The sequence below is a fragment of the Pedobacter sp. SG908 genome (genome assembly GCF_011759615.1).
Classification (GTDB): Bacteria; Bacteroidota; Bacteroidia; order Sphingobacteriales; family Sphingobacteriaceae; genus Pedobacter; species Pedobacter riviphilus.
Genome location: NZ_JAAOYY010000003.1, coordinates 684,614 through 702,741, shown reverse-complemented (window position 1 = coordinate 702,741; position 18,128 = coordinate 684,614). Strand labels below are relative to the sequence as shown.

The following is an 18,128-nucleotide window of genomic DNA, read 5'->3' as shown; positions in this document are numbered from 1 at the left end:
TAAAGAAAATACAAATTATGTCAGGACATAACGAATCAATACTTAGAGAACCATTAATTACCGGAGATAACATCACGTATGCAAAAATTACAGATGATATTTTAAGTCCGGTAGAGAACAAGCCAAACAAGGCTTGGTGGATTGGTTTCATCGTTGCCGCATTAGGTGCTTTACTTTGGGTAGTAGCAGTAAGCTACACTTTCTGGAATGGTATCGGATCATGGGGTTTAAATAAAACAGTTGGTTGGGCTTGGGATATCACCGGTTTCGTATGGTGGGTAGGTATCGGTCACGCTGGAACACTAATTTCGGCAGTACTATTACTTTTCCGTCAGAACTGGCGTAACTCCATCAACCGTTCGGCAGAGGCGATGACTATCTTCGCCGTTATCTGTGCCGCTACTTATGTGGTATCGCACATGGGCCGTCCATGGTTAGCTTATTGGGTTTTACCTTTACCAAACCAATTCGGCTCACTTTGGGTAAACTTTAACTCGCCATTGGTATGGGATATGTTTGCGATCTCTACTTACTTCTCTGTATCATTATTATTCTGGTACACAGGTTTATTACCAGATATCGCTACCATCCGCGACCGTGCAGTGGGTACACGTAGAAAAATCTATTCTATCTTCTCTTTTGGATGGAGTGGAAGTGTTAAAACCTGGCAACGTTTCGAAGCGGTGTCGTTAATCTTAGCAGGTATCTCTACGCCACTTGTACTTTCGGTACACACCATTGTATCAATGGACTTTGCAACATCGGTAATTCCAGGATGGCACACTACCATCTTCCCTCCATACTTCGTGGCGGGAGCGATCTTCTCAGGATTTGCGATGGTATTAACTTTATTGTTGGTTGCACGTAAAGTATTGGGATTAGAAAACTACATCACCATGTTCCACATCGAGTCGATGAATAAAATCATCATCTTAACCGGATCAATCGTAGGTGTGGCTTATTTAACTGAGTTCTTCATCGCTTGGTATTCAGGTTCTGAGTATGAGCAATACGCATTTATCAACAGATCTACTGGTCCTTACTGGTGGTCGTACTGGATGATGATGACTTGTAACGTAATCTCTCCACAGTTGTTATGGTTCAAAAAGATCCGTTTAAGCATTAAAGCTACCTGGATTTTATCAATCGTAGTAAACGTAGGTATGTGGTTTGAGCGTTTCGTAATTATCGTTACTTCATTACACCGCGATTACATTCCATCAAGTTGGGCAATGTTCTATCCAACATGGGTTGATATCAGTGTATTCGTAGGTTCAATTGGTTTATTCTTTACCTTATTCTTATTATTCTTAAGAGTATTGCCATCAATCGCTATAGCAGAGGTTAAATTATTATTAAAAACTGCAAGTGAGCAAGCCAAAATGAAACAGATTAAAGAAGGGCATGAGAATAAAGAATACGTTGCAGAATACGTAGAGTCTTTAGAAAAATTTGATAGTGTTAAACAAGAAGATTACGCAAAAATATAACAATGAGTGATATCAAATATATTTTAGGCAGCTTTGGCGATCCTGACGAAATGATGCATGGCATCGAAAAACTTCAGGAAAATAACATCAGCATTTATGATGTATACACACCAATGCCTATACACGGAATAGAAGCCAAATTAGGAATTAAAAGATCTAGAATCGATATCGCAGCATTTTGCTTTGGTATTACCGGTACTTGCTGTGCATTCGCTTTGATTTATTTCTGCGCAGTTATCGATTGGAGAGTAAACATAGGCGGTAAACCATCATTTGCATTACCGGATTTTATTCCGATAATGTTCGAGCTTACAGTATTATTCTGTGCTTTCGGTATGGTGTTAACTTATTATGCATCTACTCACTTATTTCCAGGAAGAGCACCAAGAGTAATGGATTTACGTGCTACTGATGATCGTTTTGTTATTGCAGTTGATGCAAAAGACAATGTAGAACATACTGTAATTGATGGATTATTAAAAGATGCAGGTGCTTTAGAAATAAAGTATAATGAAAGGAAGTACATTAGCTATGAATAAGAATAAATTTGTTTACACAGCGTTTTTAGCTATCGCTTTTGCAGCTACCTTTTCTGCTTGTAAAGATAAACGCAGTACTGGCTTAGAATATGCCAGAAACATGTATGATCCGATTGCTTACAATCCGGACCAACCAAACAAAAATTTTAAAGATGGTAAAACAGCCCAGTTGCCACCTGCACATACTAAACCGGTAGGTTTTACTGAATATGATGAGTATCCTAATACAAAAGAAGGATATGAGGCAGCAGGTGTGAGCATGGTTAACCCTTTACCAGTAGATACTGTTAATTTAGCTCAGGGTAAACACTTATTTACCGTTTTCTGTAGCCCTTGCCACGGAGAAAAAGGCGATGGACAGGGACACTTAGTTAAAATTGAGAAATTTAGTGGTGTACCTGCTTATCAGACAGGTTCCTCATCTAGAGGTGGTAACATGGCCGATCTTACCGCAGGTAAAATTTACCATACCATTACTTATGGTGTAAATAACATGGGCTCGCATGCTTCGCAAATCTCACCAACAGATCGTTGGAAAGTGGTGATGTATGTTCAACAATTACAAAAAGGACAATAGTAAAGCAAATATAAATGGGAACTCACAATATTAATTTTAGTGAACAGTTTGAGTTTACAGGTAAAGTAAAAACATTAAGCATCGTTGGTATCGCACTAGGTATCGCAGCTATTGCTTATGGGTTTTTAGCTGGGGATAAAGTGATGCACGAGCGTACTTTTGCTAACCTGTTGCTTATGGCATATTACTTTGCATGCGTTTGTATGTCGGGTACATTTTTCCTGGCTGTTCAATATGTAGCTCAGGCAGGTTGGTCTGCATCAATTTTACGTGTACCGCAGGCTATGGCAAAAACTTTGCCTATTGCAGCTGTAATACTCATTGTCGTAATTTCGGCAGGTTTGTACACACATAACTTATACCACCACTGGCATGCAGAGGGTTTAACCGTAGAGGGTAGCCCTAATTACGATGCCATTATTGCTGGTAAATCGGTATTCTTAAATGTGCCTTTCTTCTTAGGCCGCCAAGTGGTGTTCTTAGGTATCTACAGTATATTTTCGATCATGTTTGTTAAGTTTTCTTATAATGAAGATTTAGCAGGTGGTTTAAATTCGTACAGAAAAAGCTTTAAAAACGCTTGTATCTTCCTGGTAATTTATGGTTTTACCACTCCAGTATTTGCCTTTGATACTATCATGTCGTTAGAAGCACACTGGTTCTCAACCATGTTCGGTTGGTATAACTTCGCCGCTATGTGGGTAAGCAGTTTAGCTACTATTGCAATTATTCTTATTTTATTAAGAAGAGCGGGTTATATGCAATGGGTTAACAATAGCCACTTGCACAATTTAGGCCAGTTTATTTTTGGTTTCTCTATCTTTTGGACATATGTATGGTTTGCTCAATTCTTATTGATCTACTATGCAAACATGCCTGAAGAAACGGTATATTTCTACAAGCGCTTTGAGTACTACAAGTTTTGGTTTTTCTTAAACCTTGCCATGAACTTCTTAGCACCAGTATTATTATTAATGGATAGAGATAACAAAAGAACAGATGCAAAATTATTGTTCGTTGCTATCGTGGTATTGTTAGGTCACTGGGTAGATTATTACCAAATGATTATGCCAGGAACGGTAGAAGAAGGGCATAATGGTTTCGGTATCATTGAAATAGGTACTGCATTAGGTTTCGTAGGATTGTTTACCTTTACGGTTTTAACATCATTAAGCAAAAAACCTTTAATTGCAAAGAACCACCCATTATTACAAGAAAGTTTGCATCATCAACTGTAGAGGTGATAAGATAAAGCAAATATTTAATTATTATTATAATTAGCAGTACAGCGTACTACTTTTAAGAAAATGAGTTTAAGAAAGTTTATAACGAATAAAACGACCGCAGCTTTAGCAGTATTGATTACTGTTTTTGCAAACACTAGCGTATTTGCGCAAGATGCAGCAGGTGCTGCCGCGGCACCGAAAGTTGATATGGGCGAGGTTTATAAATCGGTAATATTTTATATTCTGGTTTTCCTTGCTGTATGCTTATTCATTGCAATTATTGGTAAAGCAATAAAAGTGTATGAGTTAAGCCGCGAAGCACAAGGCAAACCTGTTGGCATTAACTGGAACAGGGTTCACGCAAGTTTATTTGCGCTGTTTTTGGTGATCGGTTTGTATGGTGTATATTGGGAATATACAGTGCATGGGTCAATGTTACTTCCTGATGCAGCATCTGAGCACGGAAAGAAAATTGATAAGATGTTTAATTTAACATTAATCATTACCACTATTGTATTTGTCGTTACACATATCTTATTGTTCGGATTTTCTTATATCTATAAATATTCTGCTAAAAGAAAAGCTTACTACTATCCACACAATAATACAATTGAAAAAATCTGGACGATTATTCCGGCTTTAGTATTAACTGTTTTGGTATTAATGGGTTTCTTAACCTGGAGATCTATTTTCTTCAAAGTCGAAGATCCAAACCACAAGCCTTTACAGATAGAAGTTACTTCTGAGCAGTTTAAATGGTCTATCCGTTACCCTGGAGCAGATGGTATAGTTGGGAACAAAAACTACAAATTAACTACAGCTACTAACCCATTGGGTATTGATTTTAAAGATATCAACTCTCGTGATGACGAAATGGCTGATGAGATGGTGATTCCTGTTGGTAAACCGGTTAAACTGATTTTAACCAGTAAAGATGTAATTCACAGTTTTTACATGCCACACTTCAGAGTACAGTTAAACACAGTACCGGGTATGCGGGTTTTCTTTGAGTTTACGCCTACAAAAACTACTGCAGAAATGCAGCAAGAAACTAACGATCCTAACTTCAAGTACCTTTTCTTCTGTGCTAAAATCTGTGGATCTGGTCACTACAATATGCAAAAGGTTGTACGTGTAGTTTCTGAGGCCGAGTATAAAACTTGGATAGCTGAACAGAAAACATACTTAAACGATGATTTAAGAAAACAATTTAATTTGCCAGTGGCACCTGCAGCTGTAAAATCAGTAGCAGATTCAGCAGCTAAAGATTCAGCAGCTGTAAAAACTAACCAAATGGCTTTAAATAAATAATATTAAGCAGGAGCGAACGAATTATGTCAACAATAGCATTACACGACGAACACAATCACGATCACGCTGATCATGGGCATCATAAAGAGACTTTGATTTCAAAGTATATCTTTAGTATGGATCATAAAATGATTGCTAAGCAATTTTTGATTACCGGTATTATCATGGCGGTAATAGCAATGGGCTTATCAATTTTATTCCGTATTCAATTGGCATGGCCAGATCAAAACTTCCCATTCTTAGAAACATTTTTAGGTAAATGGGCTGAAGGTGGTCGTATTAAACCCGATTTCTACCTTGCTTTGGTAACCATTCATGGTACCATTATGGTATTCTTTGTACTAACCGCCGGGTTGAGTGGTACATTTAGTAACTTACTTATTCCACTTCAAATTGGGGCAAGAGATATGGCTTCGCCATTCTTAAACATGCTTTCATACTGGTTCTTTTTTATGGCCTGTGTGATCATGATGTCATCATTCTTTATCCAAACAGGTCCTGCATCTGGTGGTTGGACGGTTTATCCACCGTTATCTGTTGTTGCCAAGGCAATGCCAGGATCGGGATTGGGTATGACTTTGTGGTTAGTGAGTATGGTACTTTTCGTAGCATCATCTTTAATGGGTGGTATTAACTATGTAAGTACAGTTTTAAACATGCGTACTAAAGGTATGGACCTTTGGAAAATGCCATTAACCATCTGGGCTTTCTTTTTGACTGCTATTTTAGGTATTTTATCATTCCCTGTTCTTGTAGCTGGTGTGGTATTAATGGTATTCGACCGTAGTTTTGGAACTAGTTTCTATTTGTCGGATATTGTAATGGGTACTGATATTTTACCAAACGAAGGTGGTTCTCCAATTTTATGGCAACACTTATTCTGGTTCTTAGGTCACCCTGAGGTATATATCGTAATTATGCCGGCATTGGGTATTTCATCTGAGGTTATCTCTGTAAACTCGCGTAAACCGATCTTCGGTTACCATGCAATGGTTTACTCATTAATTGGTATTACAGTATTATCGTTCATCGTTTGGGGTCACCACATGTTTGTAACCGGTATGAACCCATTGTTGGGAGGTGTGTTTATGATTACTACGTTGATCATTGCAGTACCATCGGCAGTAAAAACCTTTAATTATTTAGCAACATTATGGCGTGGTAACATCCGTTTCACTCCAGCAATGTTATTCGCTATCGGTTTGGTATCATTCTTTATCTCTGGTGGTTTAACTGGTATCTTCTTAGGAAATGCATCGTTAGATATTAACTTACACGATACCTATTTTGTTGTTGCTCACTTCCACCTGGTAATGGGATCTGCAGCAATCTTCGGTATGCTTGCAGGTGTTTATCACTGGTTCCCTAAAATGTTCGGTAGAATGATGAATGCTAAATTAGGATATTTACACTTCTGGTTAACTTTTATTGCAGCTTACCTGGTATTCTTCCCACTTCACTTCTTAGGTTTAGATGGTGTACCTCGTCGTTACTATGCATTTACCGAATTTGAGTTTATGAAAAAATGGTTAACGGTTAACGTATTTGTAACATGGGCAGCTATTATGGCAGCACTTGCTCAGGTAGCGTTCTTATTTAACTTCTTTTACTCAATATTCAAAGGAAAAGTATCTCCTCAAAACCCTTGGGAAGCTAATACATTAGAATGGACTGCACCAGTTGAACACTTACATGGTAACTGGCCAGGAGAAATCCCAACTGTTTACAGATGGCCTTACGATTATAGTAAACCAGGACATGATGCAGACTTTATCCCTCAAACTGTTCCTTTCTCTCAAACGATGAGCTCTAATTTACCTCACGATTTTGAAGGAAATGAAGAAGCGGAAAAAATACAGCAGGATTGGGAATTAGCTAACCCTGTTGCAGAAAACAAAGGCTAGTTTAAGCTAAAATAAAATTTTAAAAGGGGTATCTGATTAAGTTTCTGCTTATCCGGATACCCTTTTCATCTTAATAGATATATGGTCAGCAGATCAGAACAACGTTTCATTAGCATTAATCTGATAACCATCGTAGTTACACTATTGGTTATACTTGCCGGTGGTATTGTACGCAGTACCGGATCAGGTATGGGTTGTCCGGATTGGCCAAAATGTTTCGATCGTTATATCCCGCCAACTGATGTATCGCAGCTTCCTGCTAACTATAAAGAAAAATACGTTGCAGGTAGGTTAAAAAAGAATGAGAAATTTGCCAAATACTTGGAAAGTATGGGTAAAGTAGCCTTAGCTGATAGTATTAGGCACGATAAAAGTATAACCGTACCTGAAGAGTTTAATCCAACTAAAACCTGGACTGAATACTTGAACAGATTGGCTGGGGTAGCAGCTGGAATATTCCTGTTTTTAACAGTAGTTTATTCTTTTGCCTACCGTAAAACAGCCAAACGCATTATTGTACTCAGTATTTTAAATCTTTTTGTAGTAGGCTACCAAGGTTGGTTAGGTTCGATAGTAGTTTCTACCAACCTAACGCAATGGGTGGTAACTGTACACATGTTATTGGCATTAGTTATTTTAGCGATATCTATTTATACCTATAATTACGCAAAGCAATTAAACAAAGCGCCTTCTGTAATTATGTACCGTATAGCGTGGCTAAAGGGATTTTTGTTCTTTACCCTTGTAATTAGTATCGTTCAAATTGTTTTAGGAACCGAGGTTAGAGAAGCGGTAGATGTGATTGCAAAATCGCTTTCTTACGGAAGCAAGCATACATGGATTTCGAAAGTAGGAGAAGTATTCTCTTATCACCGTGATTTAGCTATTCTCGTAGTAATTGCCAATGCAGTAGTGTATAAAATGGTTATCGACCGTTTTAGTGGTAAAGCTGCACCGTTGTTAACCGCAAGGTTTATGTTAATAACGCTCCTCATACAGTTATTAAGTGGTTTTGCATTAGCATATATAGCTTTTCCATCGGCAGCGCAGGCATTGCATATTTTGTTCTCTACGCTGTTATTTAGTTTACAGTTTTACCTGTACTTATTGGTTTACCGAACAAGTACATATAAACAATAATATTTAAGAAAATTGAAACAATATCTTTCAGATTTTTCTAAACTTATCAAATTCAGGCTATCGTTTACGGTAGTGTTTTCGGCATCCATCTCTTTTTTGATCGGACAGAAAATGCAGGTAGGGAGAGGTCATATTCCTACTATTGATTGGGGAAACTGGTTAATCTTAATTGCTGGTGGTTTTTTAGTAACCGCTGCTGCAAACTGCTTTAACGAAATTATAGAGAAAGACCTGGATAAGTTAATGTCGCGGACTAAAGACCGTCCTATGCCAGCAGGTAGAATGACTACTGGACAAGGATTAATTTTAGGCGTGTTTATGGCATTTTTAGGTACCTGGTTATTGGGACATTTAAACCTCGAAACCGGTCTGTTATCCGTATTTTCGATCCTGTTATATGCTTTTGCCTATACACCATTGAAAAGAAAATCGCCGATTGCTGTTTTTGTAGGTGCAATACCCGGAGCTTTGCCACCACTTATCGGTTATTTAGCTGCCTTTGGTAGTTTAAAGTCTGAAATGTTTTATGCAATCGACTACAATATTGCCGTTATTTTATTCCTGATCCAGTTTGTATGGCAGTTCCCTCATTTTTGGGCCATTGCCTGGGTGTTGGATGATGATTATAAAAAAGCTGGTTTCAGGTTGTTACCAACCAAAAAAAGAGATAAAACATCGGCATTGCTTACTTTTTTAAGTACGCTGATTTTAATTCCGGTAAGTTTATTGCCAACCATTTATGGTTTTGGCGGTTATTACATTGCAGGTTTATCCTTAATAGCCGGATTGATATTTAGCTGGCTGGCTTTTAAACTTTTAATGAACAGAGAACTGATTGATGCAAAGAAAGTGATGTTCTGTTCGTTTTTTTACATCCCGGCCGTACAGTTGGGTTTATTATTAAATTTTATAGCAAAATAACTTATGGTTATCACAATGGAAAAAATCCAGGATACATTTGATCCAAAACCCAGAAAGTTTATTGTTTGGCTATTTGTAGTATCATCTAGCATTATGTTTGGGGGCTTTACCAGTTATTACCTGGTGTTTGCCGCATCTAAAGGTAAAGGGCATGGTTTAGTATTGCCCGACGCATTTATTTACTCGAGCATGGTGATTATAGCAAGCAGTATACCCCTGTTTTTAGCGGCTAAGGCGCTACGCAAACTTAATTTTAGCTTACAGCGTAACCTGCTTTGGGTTACCGTTATATTGGCCATAGCTTTTGGCGTAATGCAGTTTAATGCATGGGGAAGCATGGTAAGAACAGGGGCTACCTTAGTAGGTAATAATGCCGCCATTTCTTTTATTTATGTGGTATCGGGTATGCACTTATTGCATATTATTGCAGGGGTTGGCCTTATTATTAATGCTTTAGCAGGTAGCTATAAAGGCCTTCCTGTTGCCAAAGTCCAGTATAGAATGCAAATCGCTTCTATTTTTTGGCATTTTATAGATATATTATGGATATATCTGTATGTTTTTTTACTTTTGAACCGTTAAATTTGTTAACAAACTATTATACTATTTCCAAATGAATGCAGTATCACAATTAGATCAAGTTAAAACCGGACCATGGAATGGTGGTCGTTCTCCGTGGTCGGTAGAATATGGTAAAATCATGATGTGGTTTTTCCTTTTGTCAGATGCTTTTACCTTTTCATCTTTATTGATCTACTACGGCGCTCAGCGTTTTTCTAAATTAACATGGCCAGCTCCAGATAAGGTTTTCCAATCTATCCCAGGTATTGCAGAACATGGCGCTCCATTGGTTTTCGTAGGTATCATGACGTTTATCTTAATCATGAGTTCGGTAACTATGGTTTTAGCTGTAGAGGCAGGTCACAGACGTTCTAAAAAAGAAGTTATCGGCTGGATGATTGCAACCATCATTGGTGGTTTCATGTTCTTAGGCTGTCAGGCAATTGAGTGGACTCACTTACACCACGATGGTTTCTGGTGGGGACATATTCCTTCGGCAGAAGAATTAAAACACTTTTTCCTTAAGCCAGAAGATGTATCTTTAGTTGCTGCACAACAATTTGCAAACTTATTTTTTACCATTACAGGTTTCCACGGTTTCCACGTATTTAGTGGAGTAATCATTAACATCATTATCTTAATCATGACTATTAATGGAACTTTCGAGAAGAGAGGACATTATTTAATGGTAGAAAAAGTTGGTTTATACTGGCACTTCGTAGATTTAGTATGGGTGTTCGTATTTACATTCTTCTATTTGGTTTAATTTATCATATTATAAAAATATTTTTATGTCAGAGCACACACACACAACAGAAGAACACGGGCACGACGATCACGCAGGTTTATCAAAAGGTAAAATCTGGAAAGTTTTCGGTATACTTTTATTAATCACCGTAATTGAGTTTATCATTGCACTCGTATTAATCCCAAAAGGATATATGACCCAGCATATTGGTAACTATGTATATATCGTATTAACCCTATTAAAAGCATTTTATATCGTAGCATACTTTATGCACTTAAAATATGAGAAATTAGGCTTACAGCTTGCATTAACGGTATCATTTATTTTCATTATTTACTTTATTGTTTTAATGTTAACAGAAGGTGGGTTCTTAAATATCCACATGATGAATCATTAATGAAAAGAAGTCCTATAAAAAAGGTAATAATCCTGGTAAGCATTTTAGCTATACCGGGATTTTTGTTTTTTTACTTATTGCCACACTTCGCTAAAAACCGGTATAAGAGTTTACCAATCTTTGGTGAAAAGATAGTAGCGTCAACTTTCCATAGTGTAAAAGGGAAGAAAATTCCTGATACCATTTATCACCTGGTTCCTGATTTTAAACTTGTAAACCAGCATAAGGATACTGTTACCTGGAAATCGCTGGAGAACAAGATAGTGGTGCTGAATATATTTTATACCGGCGCAAACAATCAAGGAACAAGTAACTACCTTAAAAAACTAGCTGATGGCTATGAGCAGAAACCTTTGGTTAAGTTTTTAAGTCTGTCTGTTGATCCACTTGATGGAAGTAGAATAAGGGATTTTGCCGAACAGTTTAAGGCAAAAGCTGGAAAATGGGATTTTTTGGTAGGTGATACCATTCAAACCTATCCGCTAATTAGAAAAGGTTTGTTACTCGATGTAGTTGCAGATGAAACGAAAGATAAAACAAATTTCATCTTTAGCAATAAAATAGTGCTTATCGATAATTTACACCGTATAAGGGGTATTTATGATGCAGATAGTGCTGAAGCAAATGCTAGGTTGGAAGATGAAATAAAAGTGCTTATAGCCGAATATCTAAGGAATGTTAAAGACGGTAGGTAATTGGTTTAGCGTTCAGACTCCGAAGTCGATACATAAAATAATAATATAAGAGAGATTAAAAAACTCATGGAAAATAGCCCGATTGAGAAAAAATACAGTAAATGGATCATTATCCTATCCATTTTTATTCCTGTTGCAGTAGCATTTTTATTTGTGGTAAAGCTAAAAGATCTTGGTATCGATGCGCCACCCCTGCCTTTTTTGCCGCCTATATATGCTACCATTAATGGGATAACAGCCGTTTTATTAGTAGTGGCCGTATGGGCAATTAAAAACGGCAAAATAAACCTGCATCAAAATTTAATGAAAACAGCTATTGCTTGCTCTTTGTTATTTTTGGTGATGTACATTGCTTATCACATGACTACCCCATCTACCAAATTCGGTGGAGAGGGTACAATTAAATACGTATATTTCTTTATTTTGTTAACGCACATCCTGTTGTCGATAGCCATTATTCCATTGGTATTGGTTACTTATGTAAGAGCACTGGCAGCGCGTTTCGACCGTCATAGAAAAATTGCCAGGATTACTTTTCCACTATGGCTTTATGTTGCAGTAACCGGTGTAGTGGTTTATCTGATGATTTCGCCGTATTATCAATACCAATAGCTTTAGAAGCATTAAACAATAAATGAAGCCTTATCTTAAAAGTAAGGCTTTTATTTTTAATACATTTTTTTGGCGCGCAAAATTTCTTAATCTGTATATTTGGTTATAAAGTTGTATTATGGTTAAACTAAATAGTTTTAGTTTTCTATTAATTTATCTATTACGCCTCGGAAAATGAAATACAAGGCAATTATGATGAAACTAATTTATGGCAGTAAGCAATGTGGATAAAGAACGTGCCCTGATTGATAAAATCGTAGGAGGTGATGAGCAGGCTTTTTCTGTTCTTTTCTTTAAATACCTTCCTGTACTCCAGGTCTTTGCTACTAAGTTTACTAAATCTGATGATGCAGCAGAGGAAATTATTCAAGATTCATTTTTAAGGGTTTGGCTAAATCGCGATAAACTAGCAGAAGTGGATAATGTGAAAGCTTATCTATATAAATATGTTTCTAACGAATGTTTAAGCTACCTACGCAAAAAATTAAAAGAAGATAGAGTTGTTGATGTATTTGTGGCCAAGCAACAAAATAGCCATAACAATACTGTAGAAACGATTAATTTAAATGAGGTAACGAAAATTATTGCTATTGCTGTCGAAAAACTGCCTGATCAACGTAAAAATATATACCAATTGAGCAGGCGCGATGGTAAAACTATACCTGAAATTGCAGAAATACTCAATATCTCACCTAATACGGTTAAAAATGCCCTTGTAATTGCATTGAAATCGATACGTATACACCTCGATCAACACGGAATCGTATTCTTTTTCCCAATTGTTTTTTTCTTTTTGAAAATAAAATAAAAAAAAATAATATCCGAGTAGTCCTAATTTTCTTTTGCTGCTTCTTAGTATCAGAATCTTTATGGAAGAACGTATACATTATCTCTTACAACAGTTTACCGCTAAGACCTTAAGCCAGGCCGAAAGGGAAGAACTTTTAGTTTTGGCGGAAGATAGCACTTCATTGCTTTCTGACGAAATCGTGAAAATGATTATCGAGGAGGAAGAACATGCGGTTAATGTTGTTGATGAAAAATGGAATCCGGTTCTAAATAAAATTCTGGCGGTAGACAAACCAACCGCATCGCCTAAACGGATTTTAATGAACAGCTTAAAATGGGCTGCAGCTGCAGTTGTTTTTATTGTGTTTTCATTTACGGCTTACCTCTCTCTACAGAAAAAGAAAGAGCATGTTTTTGCTACCGACGTGGCGCCGGGAAAAAATAAAGCTATTCTCACCCTGGCAGATGGAAAGAAAATTTCACTTTCAGACGCGATGAAAGGCGATGTGGTTAAAGAGGCTGGTTTCTCTATTACTAAAACTGCCGATGGACAATTGGTGTATAATGTTGCCGGATCAGAAAATGTGAATGATACCAGATTAAATACCATTTCGACTCCAAATGGTGGCGAGTGGCAGATTCAGTTACCCGATGGTTCTACGGTTTGGTTAAATGCAGCATCTTCTATCCAATATTCGTTAAATATCGGAACCGCTAAACAGCGTGTAGTTAAATTAGATGGAGAAGCTTATTTCGAAGTAGCTAAAAATGCAACACATCCTTTTATTGTAGAAACCGATAAACAGTCTGTTGAGGTATTGGGTACGCACTTTAATATTAATAGCTATAAAGATGAAAAGGTAACTAAAACCACTTTGCTCGAAGGAAGTGTACGTGTTTCGCATAATGCGACCAATGAGCATGAGGTGCTTAAACCTGGAGAACAATCGCTGGTATCTGTTTCGGGGATAGCGATAAAAGAAGTAAATGTTGATGAAGCAATAGCATGGAAAAAAGGCTATTTTATGTTTAACAATGAAAGGCAAGAAAGTATTTTACGTAAAGTTGCCCGTTGGTATAATGTAGAAATAGAATATGCAGATGCAGATGCAAAAAATGTAATGTACTACGGAACGGTAAGCCGTTTCGAGAAAATATCGAAAGTGCTAACCAAATTTGAACAAACTGGTGAAGTACGCTTTGATATTAAAGGCAATAAAGTTATTGTCTATAAAGAATAACCGAAAAAAGATGAAGACGTAACTAACCTTTATCTCTAAAAACAAAACTAATTAATCAACAATAACCTAAAAACCACTAACAACTAATGAATATACTTCGACAAAACTCCTGACGATCAAAAGTTGAATAAATAAAAAAGGAGTGCTTGCAACACCCCCTTTATTATCTGTTTAGCTATTCCGTAAACCGGAATCGATTAAAAATCAATTATTTCTTGGATAACCGCGAAACGCTTTTTGGCGTCTAAACTTTATTGCGCTTCGCACAAAAACAGACTATTAAATGTACAAAATTTATATTAGAATTTTATGTACGCATCGACGCTACATACCTAAATTGCTATTGCTTATGAAGTTAGTTACGGTCATATTGCTTGCCTCGTTAATGCAGGTAAGTGCAGCTTCATTTGGCCAGCTGGTTACATTAAAGGAAAAAAATGTGACATTAGAGAAAATGTTCAGGGAAATCAGACAGCAATCTGGTTATGATGTACTGCTCTCTACCAATAAAATAAGCAGTAGCACTACCTTTAATGCAAATTTTAGCAATTCGACCATTGAGGAAGTAATGGCCAAAATTATTGCAGGAAATGATTTAACCTATACCATTGAAGATAAAACCATTTTAATTAAGCCCAAAGACAAATCGTTAATAGATAAAGTGATTGGGTATTTTGTTGCGGTAAAAGTTTCGGGTAAGGTACGTGATAAAAGTGGTGCTGTGATTCCGGGCGTAAGTGTTAGAGAAAAAGGTGCGGCCAATGCGGTATCAACTAATGCGGCGGGTGATTATACCATTTCGGTAAAAGAGGGGGCTGTTTTAACCTTCAATTATATTGGCTATAAAACGCTTGAGGTACCGATCGGTTCCAAAACCGTTATCAATGTTACTTTGGAGGAGGATGCTGCTCAGCTTAAGGAGGTAAATGTAGTTTCAACCGGTTACCAAACGCTTGAGAAGAAAACTTTTACCGGAGCTTCAACACTAATCAAAGCTGCAGATGCCGAAAGAGCCGGGGTTACAGATGTAAGCCGGATGCTGGAGGGCCAGGTAGCTGGGGTAACGATACAAAATGTTTCCGGTACTTTTGGAGCCGCCCCTAAAATCCGTGTTCGTGGCGCAACCTCATTTTCAGGTGATAATAAGCCGCTTTGGGTGGTTGATGGGATTATTTTAGAAGATGTGGTTAATATTTCAAACGAAGCTTTGACTACAGGAGATGCAAGTACACTAATCGGATCATCTGTGGCAGGTTTAAACCCTGATGATATTGAAAGTTTCAACATTCTGAAGGATGCAGCTGCAACTGGTATGTACGGTGCCCGGGCTATGAATGGGGTGATTGTAGTAACGACTAAAAAAGGTAAGTTAACCGAAGGAGCAGCAAAAATCAGCTATAGAGGTAACTTCACAACCTATGCAAAACCAAGTTATGCTGATTTTGATATCCTGAATTCAGCCGATCAGATGGCTGTTCTAATTGAGATGCAAAATAAAGGGTATTATCAGATACCAGAGGCATCGAGAGGAGTTAACGGTGGTCCATTTTATAAAATGTACAACATGTTGTATGATTATAATCCGGCAACCAATTCATTTGCCTTAAAAAATACCAGTGCCGATAAGATCGCTTTTTTAAGCAGGTATGCTAATGCCAATACTGATTGGTTTGATGTATTGTTTAAAAATTCACTGCAACAAGAACATTCTTTAAGTATAAACTCAGGTACCGAAAAGTTTAAAAGTTATGCTTCTACCTCTTTTACGAAAGATAATGGCGTAACAATTGGTAATAGTGTAAGTAGGTTTACAGGAAACTATCGTGCAAACTTTAATTTAACAGATAAATTGAGTGCAGAGCTTTTAAGTACTGGTTCGGTACGTAATCAACAAGCACCGGGCGCAACAGCGCTACAATCTGACCCTGTTTATGGTAATTATTTCCGCAATTTTGATATTAATCCTTATTCATACGCTTTAAATACCAGTAGGATGCTTACGGCTTTTGATGAAAATGGTAATTATGAATATTTTAGACAAAACAGCGCTCCTTTTAGCATACTAAACGAATTAAATACCAATTACCTAAAACTAGGTGTATTAGATTTTAAAGTTCAGGGAAATATCGATTATAAAATCCTTCCTAGCTTAACCTATTCGGTTAATGGTGCTTACCGCTTTGTAAAGTCTGAATCGCAGATTTCTATTTTGGAAAGCTCAAATATGGCTACCTCTTTTAGAACTGTTGATGATGCTACCTCTTCGCAAAGTAATGGAAATCTTTATACGGACCCGGATTTACCAGGAAGTTTACCAATTAGTGTTTTACCGAGTGGTGGTTTTTACAAAACTTCAACCGACAACTTAAAAAGTTATTATTTCAGACAAAACCTTTTGTTTAATAAAACCTTTAACGCCAAGCATAATTTTGTAGCTTTTGGTGCCATGGAAGTTCGTTATATCGATCGTCAAAGAGAAGCTTTTGATGGGGTGGGCTATCAGTTTGATAACGGGGGTTTGGTAACGCCATATTACAAATATTTTAAAGAGGCTGCCGAAGAAGGTAAACCTTACTTTAGTATGGGCAACGAATTTGAAAGATATAGTGCTTTTTTCGGTAATGCAGCTTACACCTATGATGAAAAATACACCGTAAAATTTTCAGGAAGGTATGATGGTTCAAATAAGTTGGGTAGGACAGCTACAGCAAGATGGTTACCAACCTGGAATGTATCGGCCAGCTGGAATATTAGCGATGAGAAGTTTTGGCCAAAAGGCGATATCCTATCAGGTGCTAAATTACGCGGATCATATGGTTTAGTAGCGAGTATTGGTAATGCCACAAACTCTGCAGCAGTGTTTTATAATCAGGTTTCAAGAAGACCTAGTTTAGGAGATCAGGAAGCGCAGATTTTTATTTCTAATTTGGAAAACTCAGAGTTAACCTGGGAAAAAGCTAAGGATTTAAATATCGGTTTAGATTTAGCTTTGTTAAAAAGCAGAATTAATTTCACTGTCGAATATTATAAAAGGAATATTTATGATTTAATCGGTGCGATACAAACCTCGGGTATTGGGGGGGAGTACACCAAAATTGCTAACTATGGAGCCATGTCTGGCCAAGGTTTTGAATTGGCCATTATGGGTAAGGCAATAGATCATCCAAATTTTAAATGGACAACCAATTTTAATTTCGGTATCAACAAAAACAAAGTAAAAGACCTGGAGATCGATCCAAGTATTTTCAAATCTGTCTCTAATAATGGTTCGGCGGTACTTAACTACCCGCAACGCAGTTTGTTCTCTATCCAGTTTGCTGGTTTAAACCATGATTATGGTTATCCAATGTTTTTGGGCACCGATGGTAAACCTACAACTTATGTGAATTTACAGGATGATAACTTACTTCAGCTAAAATATGAAGGACCTTTAGATGCGACATTTGCAGGAGGTTTTTATAACCAGTTTTCTTATAAGAATTTAACATTATCAGCTTTACTTGGATTTTCTGCCGGAAATGTGATCAGGTTAAATCCTAATGTAAAAAGCAATTTTAACGATATATCTGCGATGAGCCGTGATGAACTGAACAGATGGGTAATGCCAGGCGATGAAAAGTTTACTACTGTTCCTGCCATCTTAGATCCGCTTTCTGCTTCTAAAATTGTAGATTCTAAAGGTGCTGTAGTTGATGTAAGATACCCTTATAATTTATATAACTTTTCGACCGAGCGTGTAGCAAAAGGAGATTATATCAAACTAAGACAAATATCTTTAAGTTATAACCTGCCTAAGAGTATTTATTCTAAACTCGGCATGTCTGCAGCTTCAGTTTCGCTTGTAGGTAATAACCTATTGCTGCTTTATTCAGATAAAAAATTAAATGGTCAGGATCCTGAATTCTATAATTCAGGTGGTGTAGCCTTACCAGTTGCCAGACAATACACCTTATCATTAAAAGTTGGGTTTTAATTGA

The 18,128-nt window shown here is 37.1% G+C and carries 16 protein-coding genes; all 16 read left to right on the top strand.

Annotation, left to right across the window (positions count from 1 at the left end; genetic code table 11):
- Positions 1-17 precede the first annotated feature (17 nt).
- The 16 genes from nrfD (at position 18) to FHT21_RS23540 (ending at position 18,124) form a co-directional block, all read left to right on the top strand.
- Positions 18-1,490: an NrfD/PsrC family molybdoenzyme membrane anchor subunit gene (nrfD, locus tag FHT21_RS23615; protein ID WP_167297154.1), complete on the top strand. Its 1,473-nt coding sequence runs from the start codon at positions 18-20 to the stop codon at positions 1,488-1,490.
- A 2-nt stretch (positions 1,491-1,492) separates the two neighbouring features.
- Entirely contained in the window at positions 1,493-2,029 is a 537-nt protein-coding gene (locus tag FHT21_RS23610) for a DUF3341 domain-containing protein (protein WP_090498415.1), read from the top strand.
- Positions 2,001-2,606, top strand: coding sequence for a cytochrome c (locus FHT21_RS23605; protein ID WP_167297153.1), 606 nt, complete (start codon positions 2,001-2,003; stop codon positions 2,604-2,606). Before FHT21_RS23610 ends, FHT21_RS23605 begins: the two co-directional genes overlap by 29 nt.
- 14 nt (positions 2,607-2,620) lie before the next feature.
- Entirely contained in the window at positions 2,621-3,844 is a 1,224-nt protein-coding gene (locus tag FHT21_RS23600) for a quinol:cytochrome C oxidoreductase (RefSeq protein WP_167297152.1), read from the top strand.
- Between the two features lie 69 nt (positions 3,845-3,913).
- A complete protein-coding gene (locus FHT21_RS23595) occupies positions 3,914-5,143 on the top strand; it encodes a cytochrome c oxidase subunit II (protein ID WP_167297151.1) in 1,230 nt (409 codons plus the stop codon).
- Positions 5,144-5,166: 23 nt separating this feature from the next.
- Positions 5,167-7,047 (top strand): cbb3-type cytochrome c oxidase subunit I, encoded by a 1,881-nt coding sequence (locus FHT21_RS23590; RefSeq protein ID WP_190326685.1) that lies wholly within the window; start codon positions 5,167-5,169, stop codon positions 7,045-7,047.
- Positions 7,048-7,128: 81 nt separating this feature from the next.
- Complete coding sequence (locus FHT21_RS23585; RefSeq protein ID WP_167297150.1) at positions 7,129-8,187, top strand: COX15/CtaA family protein; 1,059 nt, start codon at positions 7,129-7,131, stop codon at positions 8,185-8,187.
- Between the two features lie 12 nt (positions 8,188-8,199).
- Positions 8,200-9,108: a heme o synthase gene (gene cyoE / locus FHT21_RS23580; RefSeq protein WP_167297149.1), complete on the top strand. Its 909-nt coding sequence runs from the start codon at positions 8,200-8,202 to the stop codon at positions 9,106-9,108.
- 15 nt (positions 9,109-9,123) lie between these two features.
- Positions 9,124-9,690, top strand: coding sequence for a cytochrome c oxidase subunit 3 (locus FHT21_RS23575; protein WP_167297148.1), 567 nt, complete (start codon positions 9,124-9,126; stop codon positions 9,688-9,690).
- A gap of 31 nt (positions 9,691-9,721) precedes the next feature.
- The gene (locus tag FHT21_RS23570; protein ID WP_167297147.1) at positions 9,722-10,435 is read left to right on the top strand and encodes a cytochrome c oxidase subunit 3; all 714 of its coding nucleotides are present in this window, start codon (positions 9,722-9,724) and stop codon (positions 10,433-10,435) included.
- A 25-nt stretch (positions 10,436-10,460) separates the two neighbouring features.
- Positions 10,461-10,814 (top strand): cytochrome C oxidase subunit IV family protein, encoded by a 354-nt coding sequence (locus FHT21_RS23565; protein ID WP_167297146.1) that lies wholly within the window; start codon positions 10,461-10,463, stop codon positions 10,812-10,814.
- The gene (locus FHT21_RS23560) at positions 10,814-11,509 is read left to right on the top strand and encodes an SCO family protein (protein WP_167297145.1); all 696 of its coding nucleotides are present in this window, start codon (positions 10,814-10,816) and stop codon (positions 11,507-11,509) included. Before FHT21_RS23565 ends, FHT21_RS23560 begins: the two co-directional genes overlap by 1 nt.
- A gap of 66 nt (positions 11,510-11,575) precedes the next feature.
- Entirely contained in the window at positions 11,576-12,121 is a 546-nt protein-coding gene (locus FHT21_RS23555) for a DUF420 domain-containing protein (RefSeq protein WP_167297144.1), read from the top strand.
- Positions 12,122-12,329: 208 nt separating this feature from the next.
- Positions 12,330-12,929 (top strand): RNA polymerase sigma-70 factor, encoded by a 600-nt coding sequence (locus tag FHT21_RS23550; protein WP_167297143.1) that lies wholly within the window; start codon positions 12,330-12,332, stop codon positions 12,927-12,929.
- A 61-nt stretch (positions 12,930-12,990) separates the two neighbouring features.
- Positions 12,991-14,151 carry a FecR family protein gene (locus FHT21_RS23545; RefSeq protein ID WP_167297142.1) on the top strand — a complete coding sequence of 387 codons (1,161 nt, stop codon included), beginning with the start codon at positions 12,991-12,993 and terminating at the stop codon, positions 14,149-14,151.
- Between the two features lie 349 nt (positions 14,152-14,500).
- Positions 14,501-18,124: a SusC/RagA family TonB-linked outer membrane protein gene (locus tag FHT21_RS23540; RefSeq protein ID WP_167297141.1), complete on the top strand. Its 3,624-nt coding sequence runs from the start codon at positions 14,501-14,503 to the stop codon at positions 18,122-18,124.
- Positions 18,125-18,128: the final 4 nt, after the last annotated feature.

Excerpts from the sequence above, each read along its gene's own strand:
- FHT21_RS23585 (WP_167297150.1), top strand. The coding sequence starts at position 7,129 with ATGGTCAGCAGATCAGAACAACGTTTCATTAGCATTAATCTGATAACC.
- FHT21_RS23575 (WP_167297148.1), top strand. The coding sequence starts at position 9,124 with ATGGAAAAAATCCAGGATACATTTGATCCAAAACCCAGAAAGTTTATT.
- FHT21_RS23560 (WP_167297145.1), top strand. The coding sequence starts at position 10,814 with ATGAAAAGAAGTCCTATAAAAAAGGTAATAATCCTGGTAAGCATTTTA.
- FHT21_RS23545 (WP_167297142.1), top strand. The coding sequence starts at position 12,991 with ATGGAAGAACGTATACATTATCTCTTACAACAGTTTACCGCTAAGACC.
- FHT21_RS23555 (WP_167297144.1), top strand. The coding sequence starts at position 11,576 with ATGGAAAATAGCCCGATTGAGAAAAAATACAGTAAATGGATCATTATC.
- FHT21_RS23540 (WP_167297141.1), top strand. The coding sequence starts at position 14,501 with ATGAAGTTAGTTACGGTCATATTGCTTGCCTCGTTAATGCAGGTAAGT.
- FHT21_RS23610 (WP_090498415.1), top strand. The coding sequence starts at position 1,493 with ATGAGTGATATCAAATATATTTTAGGCAGCTTTGGCGATCCTGACGAA.
- FHT21_RS23600 (WP_167297152.1), top strand. The coding sequence starts at position 2,621 with ATGGGAACTCACAATATTAATTTTAGTGAACAGTTTGAGTTTACAGGT.
- FHT21_RS23595 (WP_167297151.1), top strand. The coding sequence starts at position 3,914 with ATGAGTTTAAGAAAGTTTATAACGAATAAAACGACCGCAGCTTTAGCA.
- FHT21_RS23590 (WP_190326685.1), top strand. The coding sequence starts at position 5,167 with ATGTCAACAATAGCATTACACGACGAACACAATCACGATCACGCTGAT.
- FHT21_RS23565 (WP_167297146.1), top strand. The coding sequence starts at position 10,461 with ATGTCAGAGCACACACACACAACAGAAGAACACGGGCACGACGATCAC.
- FHT21_RS23570 (WP_167297147.1), top strand. The coding sequence starts at position 9,722 with ATGAATGCAGTATCACAATTAGATCAAGTTAAAACCGGACCATGGAAT.
- nrfD (WP_167297154.1), top strand. The coding sequence starts at position 18 with ATGTCAGGACATAACGAATCAATACTTAGAGAACCATTAATTACCGGA.
- FHT21_RS23605 (WP_167297153.1), top strand. The coding sequence starts at position 2,001 with ATGAAAGGAAGTACATTAGCTATGAATAAGAATAAATTTGTTTACACA.
- FHT21_RS23550 (WP_167297143.1), top strand. The coding sequence starts at position 12,330 with ATGGCAGTAAGCAATGTGGATAAAGAACGTGCCCTGATTGATAAAATC.